Source organism: Parasphingomonas halimpatiens (assembly GCF_036663795.1).
Taxonomy (GTDB): domain Bacteria; phylum Pseudomonadota; class Alphaproteobacteria; order Sphingomonadales; family Sphingomonadaceae; genus Sphingomonas.
Map to the genome: position 1 here is coordinate 193,521 of NZ_JAXOJP010000006.1, position 16,918 is coordinate 210,438.

Genomic DNA, 16,918 nt, shown 5'->3' on the forward strand with positions numbered 1-16,918 from the left:
GGTCGGGCGGTGTTCCGGCAACCACGTACCCCTGACAAAAGTCTGCCCGTTCAGAACCCCTCGGGCAGATCGATCGGGCCGACGGTTTCGCGGTAACGCGCGATCGCATAGCGATCAGTCATCCCGGCGATGAAGTCGGCGATGTGGCGGCTGCGTGCCGGCTCGTCCGTCGGCAGGCGTTCTGACCAGGTGCCGGGCATGACCGCGGGGTCGGCGCGATAGGCCGCGAAAAGGCCGGACACCACGGTCGACGCCGAATCCGCCGCCGCGAGCTGGCACGGATGGTGGTAGAGATTGGCGTACATGAAGCGCTTCAGCGCACGCTCGGCGTCGCGCATCGCGGGCGAGAAGCCGACGAGGCAGCACCCGGCGGCGCGCACATCATCGGCCGTCTCGACGCCGGACGCGGCAATGCGCGCCCGCGTCTCGGCGATCAGATCATTGACCATCGCGCCGATCTGGCCACGGATCAGTTCGCCGATCAGCCGGTCCGGCGCGACATCGGGAAGACGGCGGTGCGCCGTCGCCCAGCCCTCAGCGACGACCGGCACCTCCAGGATCTGGTCGAGCGTCAGCAGACCGGCGCGGAGCCCGTCATCGATATCGTGATTGTCATAGGCGATGTCGTCGGCGATGGCCGCGACCTGCGCCTCGAGGCTCGGCCAGTGGCCGAGTTCGAGCGGGAAGGCCGCATCGGCCTCAGCCAGTGCCCAGGCCGGATCGTGGATCGGCCCATTATGCTTGGCCAGCCCTTCGAGCGTCTCCCAGCTCAGGTTGAGCCCCGACCAGCGCGGATAGGGACTGTCGATCACCATCAGCGCGCGCAGCGTATTACCATTGTGGTCGAACCCGCCCTGCCCGCTCAGCGCCGCCTGCAGCGCGTCCTCGCCGGCATGGCCGAAGGGCGGGTGGCCGATATCGTGCGCCAGCGCGAGCGCCTCGGTGAGGTCTTCGTTGAGGCCGAGCGCGCGGGCGATCGTCCGGGCGATCTGCGCGACTTCAAGGCTGTGCGTCAGCCGGACGCGAAAATGGTCGCCGTCTGGCGCGACGAAGACCTGTGTCTTGTGGCGCAGCCGACGAAAGCTGATCGAATGGATGATGCGGTCGCGATCGCGCTGGAACGCGTCGCGCGGGCCGCGCGCGGCGCCCCCCTCCTCCTCATGAAGCCGCCCGCGACTGGCGTCGGGATGCGCGGCCCAGGGGGCGAGCGCGGTCATTTGGTCGGCAGCTTGGTGATCTTCTGCCCCGCCTCGCTGGTAAAGGCGAACGCCTGCACCCCGGACCTGGCGAGCAGATTGACGAAGGCGCGTGCCTCCTCGTCGGTCTTGAACGGCCCGGCGAGCACGCGGTGCGTCGCGCGGAGCGGCGTCGTCCAGCCCTGCTTGCCCTTGAACGCTGCGGGCGCCCGCCCCTTCATCGTGTTCCATGCGAGCACCAACGCCGCATCGTTCGCGCCGCCCGCGACCTGCACCCAGATCCGTGCCGGCTCCAGCAATTTGGGGTCGTTGCGCTTCTTCTCGTCGGCGGCCTTCTTTGCCGCGGCAGCCGCCTTCTTGGCTGCCTCCGCCGCCTTCGTGCCCGGCTTGACGGCCGGGGCGGCGACGGCGCCCGGCTTTTCCGGTGGCGTCGCAACCGCGCGCGGAGGCTTCGCCGCAGGCACCGGCACCGGCACCGGCGTGCGCTCGCTGTCCGGGACCTTGATGCCCGAGATGATCGCGGCAAGGATCGAATCCTCGCTGCGCACCGGCGCCGGTCTCGGCGCGGGTCGTGCAACGACGGGCTCCGGCGTCGTCGGCACCGCCTGCACCGTCGCGACCGGGGCGGGCGCCGGCGATGGCCGTTCGGGCGGCCCAACCGGCGTCGATGGCGCCACCGGCTGCATCGTCGGCGGCGGTGGCGTAGGGGCAGTCGTTGCGCTCGCCACCGGAGTCCGGGCGGGCACCACCGGGACTTCGTCGTCGCCCGACGAATCCTGCGCCACCACGACCGGCGACGAGGGTGGCACCTTCGTTGTGGGAACGCGCGTATCGTTTTCGGCAAGGGCCGTCGCCGGCGGACCGGCGACCGATGGCTGAACCGGGGTGGACGGCGACGGCGTGGTCGCCTTCGCAGGCGTCGGGGCGGCCGCCGGCGGGCGGGCGACGCTGGCGGCACTGAACGACACCGGCGGTCGCGGCGGTGGGTTGGACGCGACCGATGTCGTCGGGAGTGGCTGGACGATCGCGCGACCAAAGCCCGGCTGCGGCGGCAGGGTCGATGCCGCTGGTGCAAGCGGCTCATCGTCGACGGCGCTGGACGCGATATAGGCCGGTGGCGGCGGCAGCGGCGGCGGCGCCGATGCCGCGGCGACCTGGACTGGCGCGTCCTTGCGCTTGCGCGACTTGCGGCGTTCGTCGCGGTTGTTGACGGGCGCTGCAGGCGGGAGCACCGCCGCGACGACAGGGCGCGGCGCATAGGGATCGGGGCCGAGCGCGGCGAGCGGCGGGATCAGGCGCACGTCCGCCAGGCGCTCGCGCGTCGGGCGGATCTCGCCGAAATGCACCGCAAAGGCGCGATCGGCGGCTGGCAATGACGGCAGGCGATCGAAGAAGGGCTGCAGGCCCTGCGCCATGCCGGGCGGCAACATGCTGGTCGCGATCTGGGTCGCCCCGGTCTGGTCGCCGCTCATTGCGAGGATGAACGCACGCGAACGCCACGCGCCGCGGTCGCTGCGGCGAAGCAGCGGTTCGAGCACCGCAAACGCCTCGTCGCGCTTTCCGGAAATGCCGAGCGACAGCGCGTAGCGACGGACGGTCTCGTCGGACGATGCCGCGCGCAACGCGGCGCGATATTCGCGCTGTGCACGGTCCTGCTCACCGATCAGGTCATAGGCGAGACCACGATCGGCAGCGAAGGCACGTCCATCGGCGCCGAGCGCCTCGGCTTCCGCAAAGCGACGCAGCGCCTCGCCCGGCCGCTCCTCGCCGACCAGGAGGCTGCCCAGCCCCGCCTTGATCCGCGCGTTACGCGGGTCGATCCGTTCGGCGCGCGCGAAGAAACCGGCTGCGGCGCTATTGTCTTCGAGGCGCAGCGCAAGCTCACCGGCGCGGATCAGCGCAGCGAGGTTCTGCGGATCGGCGGCAAGCTGACGCATCTGGGCGGCCAGCTCGTCGGCGTCGCCCGGCGGGGCCGGCACCATCATCGTCTGCGCGGAAACGGGCAATGGCGCGTAAAACAGCGCGGTGCCGGCCAGCAGCAGGGCCGAAAGGCGAAGACCACGCATCATTTCGCCCCTAGACCCCAGCCACGCCCGACGGGCAATGGCCGCCGTGCCGCAAGCGCGATGGAACGACGTCGCCCGGCGACGAAACGGCGCACCACGTCGCGATGATATCCCGGCCGGCGCCGGTCAGCATCGCCGTCGATTACTGGTTATTCTGCCGATGAAGGAAACGCGGAATATCGAGCGGGTCCTTGTCGCTCGGCTCCTCTTCCTTGGCCGCGCCGCGCGTTACGCTCGACATGCGCTCGAACAGCGTGCCGCCCAGCTTGACGCGTGGGGCAGGTTCCGCGGCCGGTTCGGCGGCGGCGGGCACGGCCGGGGCAACCGGCGCGGCGGCTTCCGCCGGCGTTCCGGGGCTCAGCCAGCGACGCCGCTGGGGCACTTCGGGGACATGCTCGTCGGCCATTTCGGTCTCGTCGCCGAACACGCGCGGCGCCACCGGCGCCTCTGCATCCGGGGTAGGATCGCTGACTTCGGCACTGGTGTCGAGCACCAGCTCGTCATCGGCAGCATGCGACGGATCGGCATCGACCGGCGGGGACGCTTCGGCAACCGGCTCCGGCGCTGCCTCCGGCTCAGGCGCAACAAAAGTCGCGACCGGTGCCGGTTCCTCGGTCTTGCGCGGCGCGGAGAAGCTGAAGGCGCGGGTCGCGGCCGGTGCCGGTGCCGACACGCCGCGCGCATCAGCCTCGATCCCGGTGGCGACGACCGAAACGCGGATCTTGCCCTCGAGCTCGGGATTGAATGCCGATCCCCAGATGATGTTGGCGTCTTCGTCGACCAGCTCGCGGATGTGATTGGCGGCCTCGTCGACCTCGAGCAGGCGCATGTCGTCGCCGCCAGTGATCGACACGATGACGCCCTTGGCACCCTTCATGCTGACGCCGTCGAGCAGCGGATTGGCGATCGCCTTCGACGCCGCCTCGATCGCGCGATTGTCACCCGACGCTTCGCCGGTGCCCATCATCGCCTTGCCCATTTCCTGCATCACCGAACGGACGTCGGCGAAATCGAGGTTGATCAGGCCCGGCATGACCATCAGGTCGGTGATGCCGCGCACGCCCTGCTGCAGCACCTCGTCCGCCATCAGGAACGCTTCCTTGAAGGTGGTGTTGGCATTGGCGACGAGGAACAGATTCTGGTTCGGAATGACGATCAGCGTGTCGACATATTTTTGCAGTTCCTCGATGCCCGCGTCGGCAGCTTTCGCGCGACGATTGCCCTCGAAGGCGAACGGCTTGGTCACGACGCCGACAGTCAGGATACCCATGTCACGCGCCGCCTTGGCGATGACCGGTGCCGCGCCCGTACCCGTGCCGCCACCCATGCCGGCGGCGATGAAGCACATATGCGCGCCTTCGAGCATCTTGGTGACCGACTCGATGGTCTCTTCGGCCGCCGCGCGTCCGATCTCTGGTCGCGATCCCGCGCCGAGCCCCTGCGTGATCTTCACGCCGAGCTGGATGCGGTGTTGCGCGGTCGACTGCTTGAGCGCCTGAGAGTCCGTATTGGCGACGAGAAAATCGACGCCCGCCACTTCGGCGCGCATCATGTTCGCGATCGCGTTGCCGCCTGCACCGCCGACGCCGATCACCGCGATACGCGGGGTCAACTCGTCAACTTCGGGAGCAAGAAATTCTACCATCGCCCAGTCTCCGTCGCGTCCCGAACCGCAGGACGCTTAATGATGTGTTGCCGTTCTGCACTATCGCCAGCAGCGACTCCAGCGCGAACCGCCAAATCTTGTCTCATTTCTTCAATAATTCGCCCGCGCCGCCGCCAGCAGGCGCCGGAAAATCGCAAAACCGCGCGGCCGATGGACGACTTGACCCGCCGATGGCAGCGCGCGGAGGTCGATCGGGTCCGCGGCCGCGTAGAATGCGAGCCCCGCCAGGGTCGCAAAACCGGGGCCGGAATGCGCTTCTGGCAACCCGGTCAGCCCGCGCGGGCGGCCGATCCGCACCGAGCGGCCGAGCGCCTGCTGCATATAGTCCGCGATCCCCTTCAGCTCGGCGCCGCCCCCGGTCAGCACCACCTGGCGCCCGACCGGCCCTTCGAACTTGAGTTCGACCAGCGCCTTCTGCACTTCGCCCATGAGATGCTCGAGCCGCTGGCGGATCACCGCGATCAGCTGCGCCTTGGTGATGCGGGTTCCCTCGCTGGTATCGTCCTCGGCCGAGATCGGCGCGACGTCGATCATCTCGTGATTGTCGCGCGGTGACGCATTGGCGGAGCCATGGAAGCATTTCATGCGCTCGGCCTGCGCGCGGCGCGTACCAAAGGCCGAGGCGATGTCGTCGGTGATGTCGGCCGAGCCGAACGGGATCGAGGTCAGGCCGACGAGCATGCCGCCGGCGAACAGCGAGACATTGGTGATCCCCGCGCCGAGCTCGACCAGCGCGACGCCGAGTTCGCGCTCCTCCTCCGACAGGCAGGCCATGCCGGTCGCAACCGGCGAGGCGATGATCGCCTTCACTTCGAGATGGGCGTTGGCGACGCACAGACCGAGATTGCGCACCGGCGAGCCGTCGGCGGCGACGACATGGATGTGCACCCCGAGCCGGTCGGCATGCAGCCCGAGCGGCTTCTTGACCCCGGTCAGGCCGTCGAGCGTGTAGAGCGCGGGCTGGGCATGCAGCACCATGCGCCCGGCGGGATCGATCGACTCGCGACCGGCCTGGAGCAGCGCATCGATATCGCCCTGTTCGACGCGGTGGCCGCCGAGTTCGAACTCTACCTCGGCAACGTCGGAGACGAGGCCGCCGGCCGAAAAGCTGACCCAGACATTCTCGATATTGGTGCCCGCGATACGCTCGGCCTGCTCGACCGCTTCGCGCACCGCCGCCTCGGTGGCGTCGGCGTCGGCGATATAGCCGCGCTTGACGCCACGACTCTCGCGCTGGCCGGTGCCGAGCACGATCAGTTCCCCGCCATCACCCTTTTGCGCGATCATCGCCGAGACCTTCGACGACCCGATATCGAGTGCCGTGATCAGACCTTCCGGTGCCTGTTTCGCCATACGCTTTACCCTTGCCCTGTCGTGCCGCTTGGTTTCGTCTGATTGTCCGATGCCGGCGCATGGCCGGTATCGGGGATGCTGATGTTGCGATCGGCGATCTCGCCGGGTTTGCGCGCGACGAACTTGTCCGGGTCGCGCATGTCGAAACGAACGAAACCCTTGCCGAGCAGCGGATGCGTGCCGTCGGCCTGGGCGAACTTGACCAAAGCAGCGGCGGCATCCTGCGCGCCCTCGGGCAGCAGCAAGGTTTCACCGCTGTCGAAGGTTAGGTTCCAGCGGCGATTGCCGACCCAGGTCGCCGCCTTGATTTGCGGTTTCAAGGCCGGCGCGACGTCGAGCAGCCGCAGATAGGCGGCCTCCTGCATGTTGGCGCCCGGGCCGATCAACAACGGCAGATCGGGCATCGCGTCGGCCGAAATCGGCTCGAGCGTCACGCCATTGTCGGCGATCAGCGCGAGCTTGTTGTTCATCTGCCAGATCGCGCTCGGCTTGCGCTCGACGATGTGGATCAGCAGCGTGTCGGGCAGCCGCCGCGAGACGTGCGCGTCCTGGATCCAGCCCTGCCGCGCGAGCAGTTTCTCGCGCACCTTTTCGAGATCGATCAGCGGCATCGCGCGCGAGCGCTGATCGAGCGCATCGGCATAGACCATCATCGCATCGGTGCGACTGACGCCGGTGATCTGGATCTGCTCGACGCGAAAACCCGCCCGGCCGATGCCCTCGGCGATCGCGGTACCGACCGCACCGGGGATACCAACCAGGCTCGCGCCGACGATGGCGGCGACCAGGATCACGGCGAAGATCGACCAGGTGACGATGCGATGCAGCGCATGCTCGCTGATCGGCAGCACGGCGACCAGCCGGTCGGCGAGCGAAATCGTCGGTGGCTTGCGCCGCGGTGGCACCGGGCGGCGTGCCGGCGCGCGCTTGATCGTACGGCTCATCGCCCCTCCCCTTCGGCCATCGCGGCATCGACGATCGCCTGCACCAGCGCGGGATAGCTCATCCCGAGATGCCGCGCCTGTTCGGGCACCAGGCTGAGCGGGGTCATGCCCGGCTGCGTGTTGACCTCGAGCAGGAACAGGCCATCGACGCCGCGCTCGTCATCCCAGCGGAAGTCGGCGCGCGACGCGCCCCTGCAACCGAGCAGCCGGTGCGCCTCCAGCGCGATCGCGGTGCACGCGGCGGCGATCTCGTCGGGGACCTGCGCCGGGAAGACATGCTCGGTCAGACCGTCGGTATATTTGGCGTCGTAATCGTAAAAGCCGCTCTTCGGCTTCAGCTCGGTCACGCCGAGCGCGCGGTCGCCGAGCACCGCGGTGGTCAGTTCGCGCCCGCGGATGAACGGCTCGGCGAGCAGCTCGTCGAATTCCTGCCATGGGCCCGCCACGTCGCGCCCGATCGGGTTGCCGTAATTGCCGTCGGCGGTGACGATCGCCACGCCGACCGACGAGCCTTCGTTGACCGGCTTGAGGACATAGGGCCGCTGGAGCGGATCGGCCTCGAATATATCGGCGGTTTTGACGATACGGCCGCCGGGCATCGGGATGCCGTGCGGCACCAGCGCCTGCTTGGTCAGCACCTTGTCGATCGCGATGACCGAGGTGACCATGCCGCTATGCGTGTAGCGCAGACCCATCAGGTCGAGCATGCCCTGCACCGAACCGTCTTCGCCGGGCGTGCCGTGCAGCGCGTTGAACACCAGATCGGGCTTCACCGCAGCGAGCCGCACGGCGACGCCGCGATCCATGTCGAGACGCGTGACGCGATGCCCGAGCGATTCCAGCGCCTCGGCGATGCCGGCACCCGACATCAGCGAAACCTCGCGCTCGGCCGACCAGCCGCCCATCAGCACTGCGATGTGGAGCGGGCGAATAGCCCTCTCCCCTTCAGGGGAGAGGGTTGGGAGAGGGGGAGTCGGAAGTGCCGCGTTCATGACTGCCCCTCTCCCCGGCCCTCTCCCCTGAAGGGGAGAGGGAGTTTTGTACCTACCCGCTGGATTTCCCATTCCAGCGCCACGCCCGAATGGGCCAGGACCTTCGACCGTAACTCTTCGCCCAGCGCCTCGATCTCCGCGCTCGTCGCGCTGCCGAGGTTGAGCAGGAAATTGCAATGCTTCTCGCTGACCTGCGCGTCGCCGTTGCGCAGGCCCCGGCACCCGGCAGCGTCGATCAGCGCCCAGGCTTTGTGGCCCGGCGGGTTCTTGAAGGTCGATCCGCCGGTGCGCGAGCGCAATGGCTGCGAAGCCTCGCGCTCAGCGGCGATGCGATCCATCTCGGCGCCGATCACCTGCGGGTCACCGGGCACGCCCTGGAACAATGCTTCGACCACCACCGCGCCGGCTGGCAGGTCGGAATGGCGATAGGTGTAGCCAAGCCGCGCTGCCGGCCAAGTCTCGATATCCCCGCCGCGCGTCACGACGGTCAACTCGACCAGGATATCGGAGGTGTCGCGGCCATAGGCACCGGCATTCATCCGCACCGCGCCGCCGACCGTGCCGGGGATGCCGCGCAAAAATTCCAGTCCGGCGATCCCGGCATCGCGCGCGGCGCTTGCCACGGTGATGCCCATCGCCGCGCCGCCGGCGCGCACGCGGTTGCCGGGTTCGATCGTCACTTTCGCCATCGCCTTGGGCAGCCGCACCACCACGCCGGGTACACCGCCATCGCGCACGATGAGATTCGAGCCGACCCCGACCGGCAGCACCGGCGTGTCGGGATCGAGGCCCGCCATGAAACTCGCCAGATCCCTGACATCCTCGGGACGCGCCAGCCATTCCGCCGGGCCGCCGGTGCGGAACCAGATGAAGTCGGCCAGCGAGCCTTGATGCGCGACCGAGCCGCGGAGCGGCGGAAGGGCGTAGCACACCGTCATGCCCGCACTCGCCCTACGCCGTAAGTGTCGCGCGCTGTCGACAGGGCGATGGCGGCGATGGGCTTGCCGATGGCGCTCGAGGCGCAGGAAAGATGGTTAATGGTCACAGCTGGATCGCCTCGATCGCATCCGCGAGGCCGGCTGCCCATTTGGTAATGTCCCCCGCGCCGAGGCAGACGACCATGTCGCCGGGCTGGACCGTTGCGGCGAGCCCGGTGGCAAGCGCCGCCGCATCGGCGACGGTCGCGGCGGAACGATGGCCGCGCCGCTTGAGCCCCTCGACCAGCGCGGCTGCATCGACGCCTTCGACCGGCGCCTCGCCAGCGGCATAGACCGGCGTGACGAACACCATGTCTGCGTCGTTGAACGCGGCCTGGAAATCTTCCATCAGATTGCCGAGCCGCGAATAGCGATGCGGTTGCACCACCGCGATGACGCGGTGCTCGACGCCCTCGCGCGCCGCCGCCAGCACGGCGCGGATCTCGACCGGATGATGGCCGTAATCGTCGATGATGGTCACGCCGCGCGTCTCGCCGACCTTGGTGAAGCGGCGCTTGACCCCGCCGAACTTGGCGAAGCCCTGCTGGATCGTCGCGTCGTCGATGCCGAGTTCGAGCGCCACGCCAATCGCGGCAAGCGCGTTCTGGACATTGTGCCGGCCCGGCATCGGCATTTCGATGCCCTCGATCGAGCGCGTAGAGCCGTCGCGGCTGCGCACGATCGTCTCGAAGCGATTGCCGCCGGGAAAGGACGTGACGTTGACGCCGCGCACATCGGCCTGTGCCGAGAAGCCATAGGTCACGACGCGGCGATCACGGACGCGCGGGATGATGCCCTGCACCTCGGGATGATCGAGGCACAGCAGCGCCGCGCCGTAGAAGGGCACGTTCTCGACGAACTCGACGAACGCATCCTTGACCGCGTCGAACGAGCCATAATGATCGAGATGCTCGGGATCGATGTTGGTGACGACCGCGATCGTGCCGTCGAGCCGCAGGAAGCTGCCGTCGCTCTCATCGGCCTCGACCACCATCCAATCGCTCGCGCCGAGCCGGGCGTTGGAGCCATAGCTGTTGATGATGCCGCCATTGATGACCGTCGGGTCGACCCCGCCAGCATCGAGCAACGCCGCGATCATCGAGGTGGTGGTGGTCTTGCCGTGCGTGCCGGCGACCGCGACGGTCGATTTCAGCCGCATCAGCTCGGCGAGCATCTCGGCGCGGCGCACCACCGGGATACGGCGTTCGAGCGCGGCATCGACCTCGGGGTTGCTGCGTTTGATCGCGGTCGAGGTGACGACCACCGCCGCATCGCCGAGATTGGCGGCGTCATGGCCGATATGCACGGCGATGCCCTTGGCGCGCAGCCCCTGGATGACATAGCCCTCGGCGACGTCGGAGCCCTGCACCTTGTAGCCGAGATTGTGCATCACCTCGGCAATGCCCGACATGCCGATCCCGCCGATGCCGACGAAATGGATCGTGCCGATATCGGTTGCGACGCCCCTCATGCGAAAGCCAGTCCATCCTTGGGGTTTGTGGGTTGGGCGAGCCCGATCGGCATATCGCCGCCGGTCTCGGCCAGGCTCTCGACCAGATCGGCAAGGTCGCGTGCCGCATCGGGCCGGCCGCAGCTGCGCGCGCGGGCGGCGGCATTCTGCAGCGCCGACGGATCGAGGCCGAGGCGCTGCATCTGCTTGGCCAGTTCGACCGGGGTGAAATTGGGCTGGTCGATCGTCCGTGCGCCGCCCGCCGCGGTCATCTCGCGGGCGTTGACGGTCTGATGGTCGTCGGTCGCGCTGGGGAGCGGCACGAGGATGGCGGGGCGGCCGGCGCAGGTCAGTTCGGCCAGCGTCGAGGCGCCGGCACGAGCGATGACGAGATGCGCCCAGCCGAGATGCTCGGGCAGGTCGGGCAGATAGGTGGCGAGATCGGCGGCGATCGACAGCTCGGCATATTTGGCGCGGGCGGCGTCGATATCCTCGATCCGCGCCTGGTGCGTCACCTGCAACCGACGACGGAAATTGACCGGCAACAGCGACAGGCCGTCGGGCACGACCTGGCTCAGCACGCTCGCGCCCTGGCTGCCGCCGGTGACGAGCACGCGGAAAATGCCGTCTTCCTCGAGCAGCGGATAGGGCTTGTCGCGCAGCGCGATGATCGAATCGCGCACCGGATTGCCGACCAGATGGGTCTTGCCGCGATAACCGTCCTTGAGGCGCTCGACCTCGGCATAGGAGGTGGCGATCGCGCTGACGCGCCCGGCGACCAGCCGGTTGACGCGGCCGAGCACCGCGTTCTGCTCATGGATCGCGGTGGGGATCTTGTGGTGAAAGGCGGCAAGCAAGGTCGGCAGCGCGGGATAGCCGCCAAAGCCGATCACCGCGGCGGGGCGGAAATGCTGCAACAGCTCGATCGCCATGGCGCGGCCACGCAGCATCGCCCGCGCCGCCCTGACCCAGCCGACCGGACCGCCGGCGAGGCGGCCGGCGGGGAGGATGTGCGTCTGCACGCCGTCGAACAGGCCGGGGAAGCGCACGCCGCGTTCGTCGCTGACCAGCGCGACGCGGTGGCCGCGGCGTGAAAGTTCGGCGGCCAGCGCGGCGGCCGGGACCATATGGCCGCCGGTACCGCCGGCGGCGAGTACGAAATGGTGAATCTTGCTCATTCGCCGCTCCAACGCGCAATATAAGGGCTGCGCGTAACGAACGGATTGCGCCGCGTGAAGGCCAGCAGCAACCCCATCCCGATCGACAGCGCGATCATCGACGACCCGCCATAGCTGATGAACGGCAAGGTCATGCCCTTGGATGGCGCGAGGCCGGTATTGACCGACATGCTGATCAACGACTGCACGCCGAACTGCGTGGCGAGCCCGGCGGCGGCGAACAGGCGAAACTCGTCGCGCTCGTCGAGCAGCTTGACGAACACGCGCACCACGATGGCGAGAAACAGCATCGCAATGATCATGCAGGCAACGAGGCCGAACTCCTCGCCGATGACCGAGAAGATATAGTCGGTATGGCCTTCCGGCAGACGAAACTTCATCGTTCCGCCGCCCGGCCCGGTGCCGCGCCACCCGCCGGCGGTGATGGTATCGTGCGCGGCGTTGGTCTGGAAATGGTCCGAGCCGCCCTCGCCTTCCGCCGAAGGAAACAGAAAGGCGTCGATCCGCGCGCGCGCGGTGCCGTAGAAGAAATAGGCCGCTAAGATGCCCGCCGGGGCCAGCGCGATCAGCCCGGCCATCACCTTGGGTGGCGTGCCGGCGATCATCAGCAGCGCGAACCACACGGCGACGAACACGATCGTCTGGCCGAAATCGGGCTGCATCATCAGCAGCAGCCCGACAAATGCGGTCATCGCGCCGGTGATCACGGTGACCGGCAAAGCCTCGTCGCGCACCTTCATCGACAGCAGCCATGCGCAGGTGACGATGAAGCAGGGTTTGAGGAATTCGGACGGCTGAACCAGCGAGACGCCGAAATTGAGCCAGCGCGTCGCGCCGTTCTTCTCGACCCCGAGGAACGGCACCGCGATCAGCATCGCGAGACAGAGGACGGTGCCGATCAGCGCCATGCGGCGTGCGGCGACGACCGACAGCATCGAGACGACCAGCATCACCGGCAACGACACGCAGACCCACAGGATCTGCCACTGCAGATAGAAGAGCGGCGGGATGTGATGATGCTCGTCGGAATAGCGCGCCGCCGCCGAGGGCGAGGCCGAGCCGACCGCAACCAGCCCGACCGCCATCAGCAGCAGCGTCAGCAACAGCACGACACGGTCGATATCCCAGAACCACATGCCGAGCGGCGAGCGATCGGTCCGACCGCCCTGGCGCATGCGTTTCCACAGCGTCAGTTCGGAGCCGGCGTCGCTCATGTCAGCGCCTCGGCCAGCGCGCGAAACTGGTTGCCGCGATCCTCATAATCGCGGAACTGGTCGAACGAGGCGCAGGCCGGCGACAGCAGAACGGTATCGCCCACCACTGCACGGCCGGCGGCACTGCTGACCGCGTGCGCCAGATCGCCGCTCTGCTCGACCGGCATGTGCGGGGCGAGTAAGGCCGCGAAACGCGCGCCGGCCTCGCCGATCGTATAGGCGCGCGCGACGCGGCCGAAATGCGGTGCGCAGGCGTCGAGATCGTCGGTCTTGGCCTGGCCGCCGAGAATCCAGTGGATGCGCGCAAAGGCGGCGAGCGCCGGCGCGGTCGATTCGGGATTGGTCGCCTTTGAATCGTCGACATAAGCGACGCCGCGCAGCTCGCGGACCTGCTCCATGCGGTGCGGCAGGCCGCGAAAGCTTGCCAGCCCGCGATCGATCTCCGCCTCGGACACGCCGAGCGCCTGGCATGCGGCAATCGCCGCCAGCGCGTTCTGGGCGTTGTGCGGGCCCTGCAGCGACGGCCAGCGCGACTGGTCCATGCACACGCCCGGCGCGATCTTGGTCAGGTGCTCGCCGCGCGACGACAGGCCGCGCGCGATCGTCGCCGAGGCCGCGTCGCCGATGCCGATGATCGCTTCATGCCGGGCCGATTGCATCGCGAACAGCCGTGCCTTGGACGCGGCGTAACCGGCGAAACCATCATAGCGATCGAGATGGTCGGGGGTGATGTTGAGCAGCACCGCGACATCGCAGTCGAGGCTGAAGGTCAGGTCGATCTGGTAGCTCGACAGCTCGAGCACATAGACGCCGCCAGCCGGCAGCGGATCCTGACCGAGGATCGGCAGGCCGATATTGCCGCCCATCCGCGCCGGCACGCCGGCGCTTTCCAGGATGTGGTGGATCAGCGCGGTGGTGGTCGACTTGCCGTTGGTACCGGTGATGCCGACGACCTTGTGCGCCGGCAACGCGGCCCGCGCCTGGGCGAACAGTTCGATGTCGCCGATGATCGGGACGTTGGCGGCACGCGCCCGCGCCGCCACGGGATGACGGTTGAGCGGCACGCCGGGCGACACGACGAGGCCGTCGAAGCCGGCGAGATCGATCGTTTCGGGATCGGCGAGAACGAGTTCCTCCCCGGAACGGGGAGGGGGACCGCCGGCGAAGCCGGTGGTGCAGGGGCTTGGAGCGAGATGCCCGCGCCCCGCGCTCCAAGCCCCTCCACCGCCTTCGGCGGTCCCCCTCCCCGTTCCGGGGAGGAACTGGGCGCGCTTCGCCTCGTCGCTGTCCCACGCGACAACTTCCGCCCCACCCGCCAGCAGCGCACGCACGGAGGCGGCACCGGAACGTGCCAGCCCCAACACCGCGTAGCGTTTGCCGCGCCAGAGGGGCGAGACGATCACCGCAGCTTCAGCGTCGACAGGCCAGCCAGCGCGAGCACCAGGGCGATGATCCAGAAACGGATCACGACGGTCGGTTCGCTCCAGCCGATCTGCTCGAAATGATGGTGGATCGGCGCCATGCGGAACACGCGCTTGCCGGTGCGCTTGTAGAAGAACACCTGGATGATGACCGACAGCGCCTCGATCACGAACAGCCCGCCGATGATACCGAGCACGATCTCGTGATGCGCGGTCACGGCGATCGCGCCGAGTGCGCCGCCCAGCGCGAGGCTACCGGTGTCGCCCATGAACACCGCGGCCGGGGGCGCGTTGAACCACAGAAAGGCAAGCCCTGCCCCGATCATCGCGCCGCAGAAGATCGCCAGCTCGCCCGCACCGGGCACGTGGGGAATGCCGAGATAGGACGCGAACTTGGCGTTGCCGACGAGATAGACGATGATCATGAACGCCACCGAGGCGATGATCACCGGCATCGTCGCGAGACCGTCGAGGCCGTCGGTCAGGTTCACCGCATTGCCGAAGGCGACGATCGTGAACGCCGCAAAGACGATGTAGAAATAGCCGATGTCGAAATAATAGCCGCTGACGAACGGCAGATAGAGATGCGTGCCGTTCTCGCTGCTGATGATCCACGCCGCGATGCCGGCGATGAGGAATTCGCCGATCAGCCGCAGACGACCCGACACGCCCTTGGTGCTGGCCTTCTTCACCTTGTCATAGTCGTCGAGAAAACCGATCGCGCCGAAGCCGAAGGTCACGAACATGCACGCCCAGACATAGGGATTGTCGAGGTTCATCCACAGCAGCACCGCCAGCGCCAGGCTGGTGAGGATCATCAGCCCGCCCATCGTCGGCGTACCGCGCTTGGCGAGGTGCGATTGCGGGCCGTCGGCACGGATCGGCTGCCCCTTGCCCTGGCGGACGCGCAACCAGCCGATGAAGCGTGGGCCGATGATCAGGCCGATGAACAGCGCTGTGGCGATCGCGCCGCCGATGCGAAACGACTGGTAGCGAAACAGGTTGAGCAGGCCGTGAAAGCCGAGCAGCTGAGCGATGAAATACAGCATTAAGCTTTCCCGCCTTGCAGGCCCGCGACCACCGCCGCGAGCCCGACTCCGTTTGAACCCTTGATGAGGACCGCGTCCCCCGGCGCGAGCGTCGCGCGCAGCGACGCGAGCGCACTCGCGGCATCGGGCACATGGACGAATTCGAGGGCGCCCTCAAGCGCGCTGGCGAGCGGCGCCATCGCTTCACCGACGAGAATGACCCGTTCGACGCCCGCCGCCAGGATCGGTTCGGCCAGCGCCGCATGATAGGCTGGCCCGGCCGCGCCGAGCTCGCGCATTTCGCCGAGCACGGCGAGCTTGCGCGAGGCCTTTTCGGCGGCGAGCACGGCGAGCGTCGCGCGCATCGACGACGGGTTGGCGTTATAGCTCTCGTCTATCACCAGCGCCTCGCCGTCGCCGAGCGGCACTGCGAAGCGTGCGCCGCGCCCGGCCAGCCCGCCCAGCTCGGCCAGCGCGAGGCCGGCCAGCGCGAGATCGCCGCCGACGGCATCGACCGCCGCCAGCACCGCGAGCGCGTTGGACACCCAGTGCGCGCCGGCCTGGCTGATCGTGAAGCTAAGTTCCTTCGCGCCGATCCGCGCGGTGACGAAGGTCCCGCCGCTCGGCTGGCGCATCGTCTCGATCGCGCGGACATCGGCGCCGTCGCCCGAGCCGAAGGTGACGATGCGCGCGGCATAAGGCGTGGCGGCGGCGATCAGCCGGTCGCGGTGCGGGCTGTCGAACGGCACGATCGCGACGCCGCCCGGCTGGAGCCCGGCGAAGATCTCGCCCTTGGCGTCGGCAATGGCGCTCTCGTCGCGGAAAAAGGCGGTGTGCGCGGGGGCGATGGCGGTGACGATCGCGACGTGCGGACGGACCAGAGCAGTGAGCTGGGAAAGCTCGCCGGCATGGTTCATGCCCATTTCGAGCACGGCGAAGCGACTGTCGGGCGGCATCCGCGCGAGGCTGAGCGGAACACCGGTGTGATTGTTGTAGCTCTTGACCGAGCGATGCGTGGCGCCCGGCGCGCTACGATCGAGCGCGGCAAACAGCGCCTCCTTGGTCCCGGTCTTGCCGACCGATCCGGTGACGCCGACAATCCGTGCTGCGGTGCGCGCGCGGGCGGCGCGCGCCAGATCTTCCAGCGCGACCATCGTGTCGGAAACGAGGACATGCGGATGCGGCGTCGCGCTGCTGACGATCGCACCGGCCGCGCCGCGATCGAACGCGCCGTCGAGGAAGCGGTGACCGTCGGTCGCCTCGCCCTTGAGCGCGACGAACAGATCGCCGGGACCGACCTCACGCGAGTCGAAGGTGACGCCCTCGACCCTGAAGTAGGCGGACGCACTGCCACCGGTGGCGGCGGCGATGTCGGCGGCAGTCCAGAGGCTCACTTCTCCCCTCCCGACTGCGGGAGGGGTTGGGGGCGGGCG

Annotated in this window: 13 protein-coding genes; all 13 read right to left on the reverse strand. The window is 68.3% G+C overall.

Annotated features, from left to right (window positions below):
• Positions 1 to 50: 50 nt before the first annotated feature.
• Positions 51 to 1,217 carry a deoxyguanosinetriphosphate triphosphohydrolase gene (locus U1839_RS09070; RefSeq protein WP_332803329.1) on the reverse strand — a complete coding sequence of 389 codons (1,167 nt, stop codon included), beginning with the start codon at positions 1,215 to 1,217 and terminating at the stop codon, positions 51 to 53.
• A complete protein-coding gene (locus tag U1839_RS09075; RefSeq protein WP_332803330.1) occupies positions 1,214 to 3,265 on the reverse strand; it encodes an SPOR domain-containing protein in 2,052 nt (683 codons plus the stop codon). The genes U1839_RS09070 and U1839_RS09075 overlap by 4 nt, the downstream gene beginning before the upstream one ends.
• Before the next feature lie 139 nt (positions 3,266 to 3,404).
• Positions 3,405 to 4,907: a cell division protein FtsZ gene (ftsZ, locus tag U1839_RS09080; RefSeq protein ID WP_332803331.1), complete on the reverse strand. Its 1,503-nt coding sequence runs from the start codon at positions 4,905 to 4,907 to the stop codon at positions 3,405 to 3,407.
• 111 nt (positions 4,908 to 5,018) lie between these two features.
• A complete protein-coding gene (gene ftsA, locus U1839_RS09085) occupies positions 5,019 to 6,281 on the reverse strand; it encodes a cell division protein FtsA (protein WP_332803332.1) in 1,263 nt (420 codons plus the stop codon).
• Positions 6,282 to 6,286: 5 nt separating this feature from the next.
• Positions 6,287 to 7,225, reverse strand: coding sequence for a cell division protein FtsQ/DivIB (locus U1839_RS09090; protein ID WP_332803333.1), 939 nt, complete (start codon positions 7,223 to 7,225; stop codon positions 6,287 to 6,289).
• Positions 7,222 to 8,289 (reverse strand): D-alanine--D-alanine ligase, encoded by a 1,068-nt coding sequence (locus U1839_RS09095; protein WP_443030589.1) that lies wholly within the window; start codon positions 8,287 to 8,289, stop codon positions 7,222 to 7,224. The genes U1839_RS09090 and U1839_RS09095 overlap by 4 nt, the downstream gene beginning before the upstream one ends.
• Positions 8,214 to 9,155 carry a UDP-N-acetylmuramate dehydrogenase gene (gene murB, locus U1839_RS09100; protein ID WP_332803334.1) on the reverse strand — a complete coding sequence of 314 codons (942 nt, stop codon included), beginning with the start codon at positions 9,153 to 9,155 and terminating at the stop codon, positions 8,214 to 8,216. The genes U1839_RS09095 and murB overlap by 76 nt, the downstream gene beginning before the upstream one ends.
• A 103-nt stretch (positions 9,156 to 9,258) precedes the next feature.
• Positions 9,259 to 10,665: a UDP-N-acetylmuramate--L-alanine ligase gene (gene murC / locus U1839_RS09105; RefSeq protein WP_332803335.1), complete on the reverse strand. Its 1,407-nt coding sequence runs from the start codon at positions 10,663 to 10,665 to the stop codon at positions 9,259 to 9,261.
• Positions 10,662 to 11,822, reverse strand: coding sequence for an undecaprenyldiphospho-muramoylpentapeptide beta-N-acetylglucosaminyltransferase (gene murG, locus U1839_RS09110; RefSeq protein ID WP_332803336.1), 1,161 nt, complete (start codon positions 11,820 to 11,822; stop codon positions 10,662 to 10,664). The genes murC and murG overlap by 4 nt, the downstream gene beginning before the upstream one ends.
• Positions 11,819 to 13,036, reverse strand: coding sequence for an FtsW/RodA/SpoVE family cell cycle protein (locus U1839_RS09115; protein ID WP_332803337.1), 1,218 nt, complete (start codon positions 13,034 to 13,036; stop codon positions 11,819 to 11,821). The genes murG and U1839_RS09115 overlap by 4 nt, the downstream gene beginning before the upstream one ends.
• Positions 13,033 to 14,439, reverse strand: coding sequence for a UDP-N-acetylmuramoyl-L-alanine--D-glutamate ligase (murD, locus tag U1839_RS09120; protein WP_332803338.1), 1,407 nt, complete (start codon positions 14,437 to 14,439; stop codon positions 13,033 to 13,035). Before murD ends, U1839_RS09115 begins: the two co-directional genes overlap by 4 nt.
• Positions 14,436 to 15,506 carry a phospho-N-acetylmuramoyl-pentapeptide-transferase gene (gene mraY, locus U1839_RS09125; RefSeq protein ID WP_281125055.1) on the reverse strand — a complete coding sequence of 357 codons (1,071 nt, stop codon included), beginning with the start codon at positions 15,504 to 15,506 and terminating at the stop codon, positions 14,436 to 14,438. The genes murD and mraY overlap by 4 nt, the downstream gene beginning before the upstream one ends.
• Positions 15,506 to 16,879, reverse strand: a complete 1,374-nt coding sequence (locus tag U1839_RS09130) for a UDP-N-acetylmuramoyl-tripeptide--D-alanyl-D-alanine ligase (RefSeq protein WP_332803339.1) — start codon at positions 16,877 to 16,879, stop codon at positions 15,506 to 15,508. Before U1839_RS09130 ends, mraY begins: the two co-directional genes overlap by 1 nt.
• Positions 16,880 to 16,918: the final 39 nt, after the last annotated feature.

Coding starts and splice junctions, on each gene's coding strand:
- U1839_RS09070 (WP_332803329.1), bottom strand. CDS start 1,217: ATGACCGCGCTCGCCCCCTGGGCCGCGCATCCCGACGCCAGTCGCGGG.
- U1839_RS09075 (WP_332803330.1), bottom strand. CDS start 3,265: ATGATGCGTGGTCTTCGCCTTTCGGCCCTGCTGCTGGCCGGCACCGCG.
- ftsZ (WP_332803331.1), bottom strand. CDS start 4,907: ATGGTAGAATTTCTTGCTCCCGAAGTTGACGAGTTGACCCCGCGTATC.
- ftsA (WP_332803332.1), bottom strand. CDS start 6,281: ATGGCGAAACAGGCACCGGAAGGTCTGATCACGGCACTCGATATCGGG.
- U1839_RS09090 (WP_332803333.1), bottom strand. CDS start 7,225: ATGAGCCGTACGATCAAGCGCGCGCCGGCACGCCGCCCGGTGCCACCG.
- U1839_RS09095 (WP_443030589.1), bottom strand. CDS start 8,289: ATGGGAAATCCAGCGGGTAGGTACAAAACTCCCTCTCCCCTTCAGGGG.
- murB (WP_332803334.1), bottom strand. CDS start 9,155: ATGACGGTGTGCTACGCCCTTCCGCCGCTCCGCGGCTCGGTCGCGCAT.
- murC (WP_332803335.1), bottom strand. CDS start 10,665: ATGAGGGGCGTCGCAACCGATATCGGCACGATCCATTTCGTCGGCATC.
- murG (WP_332803336.1), bottom strand. CDS start 11,822: ATGAGCAAGATTCACCATTTCGTACTCGCCGCCGGCGGTACCGGCGGC.
- U1839_RS09115 (WP_332803337.1), bottom strand. CDS start 13,036: ATGAGCGACGCCGGCTCCGAACTGACGCTGTGGAAACGCATGCGCCAG.
- mraY (WP_281125055.1), bottom strand. CDS start 15,506: ATGCTGTATTTCATCGCTCAGCTGCTCGGCTTTCACGGCCTGCTCAAC.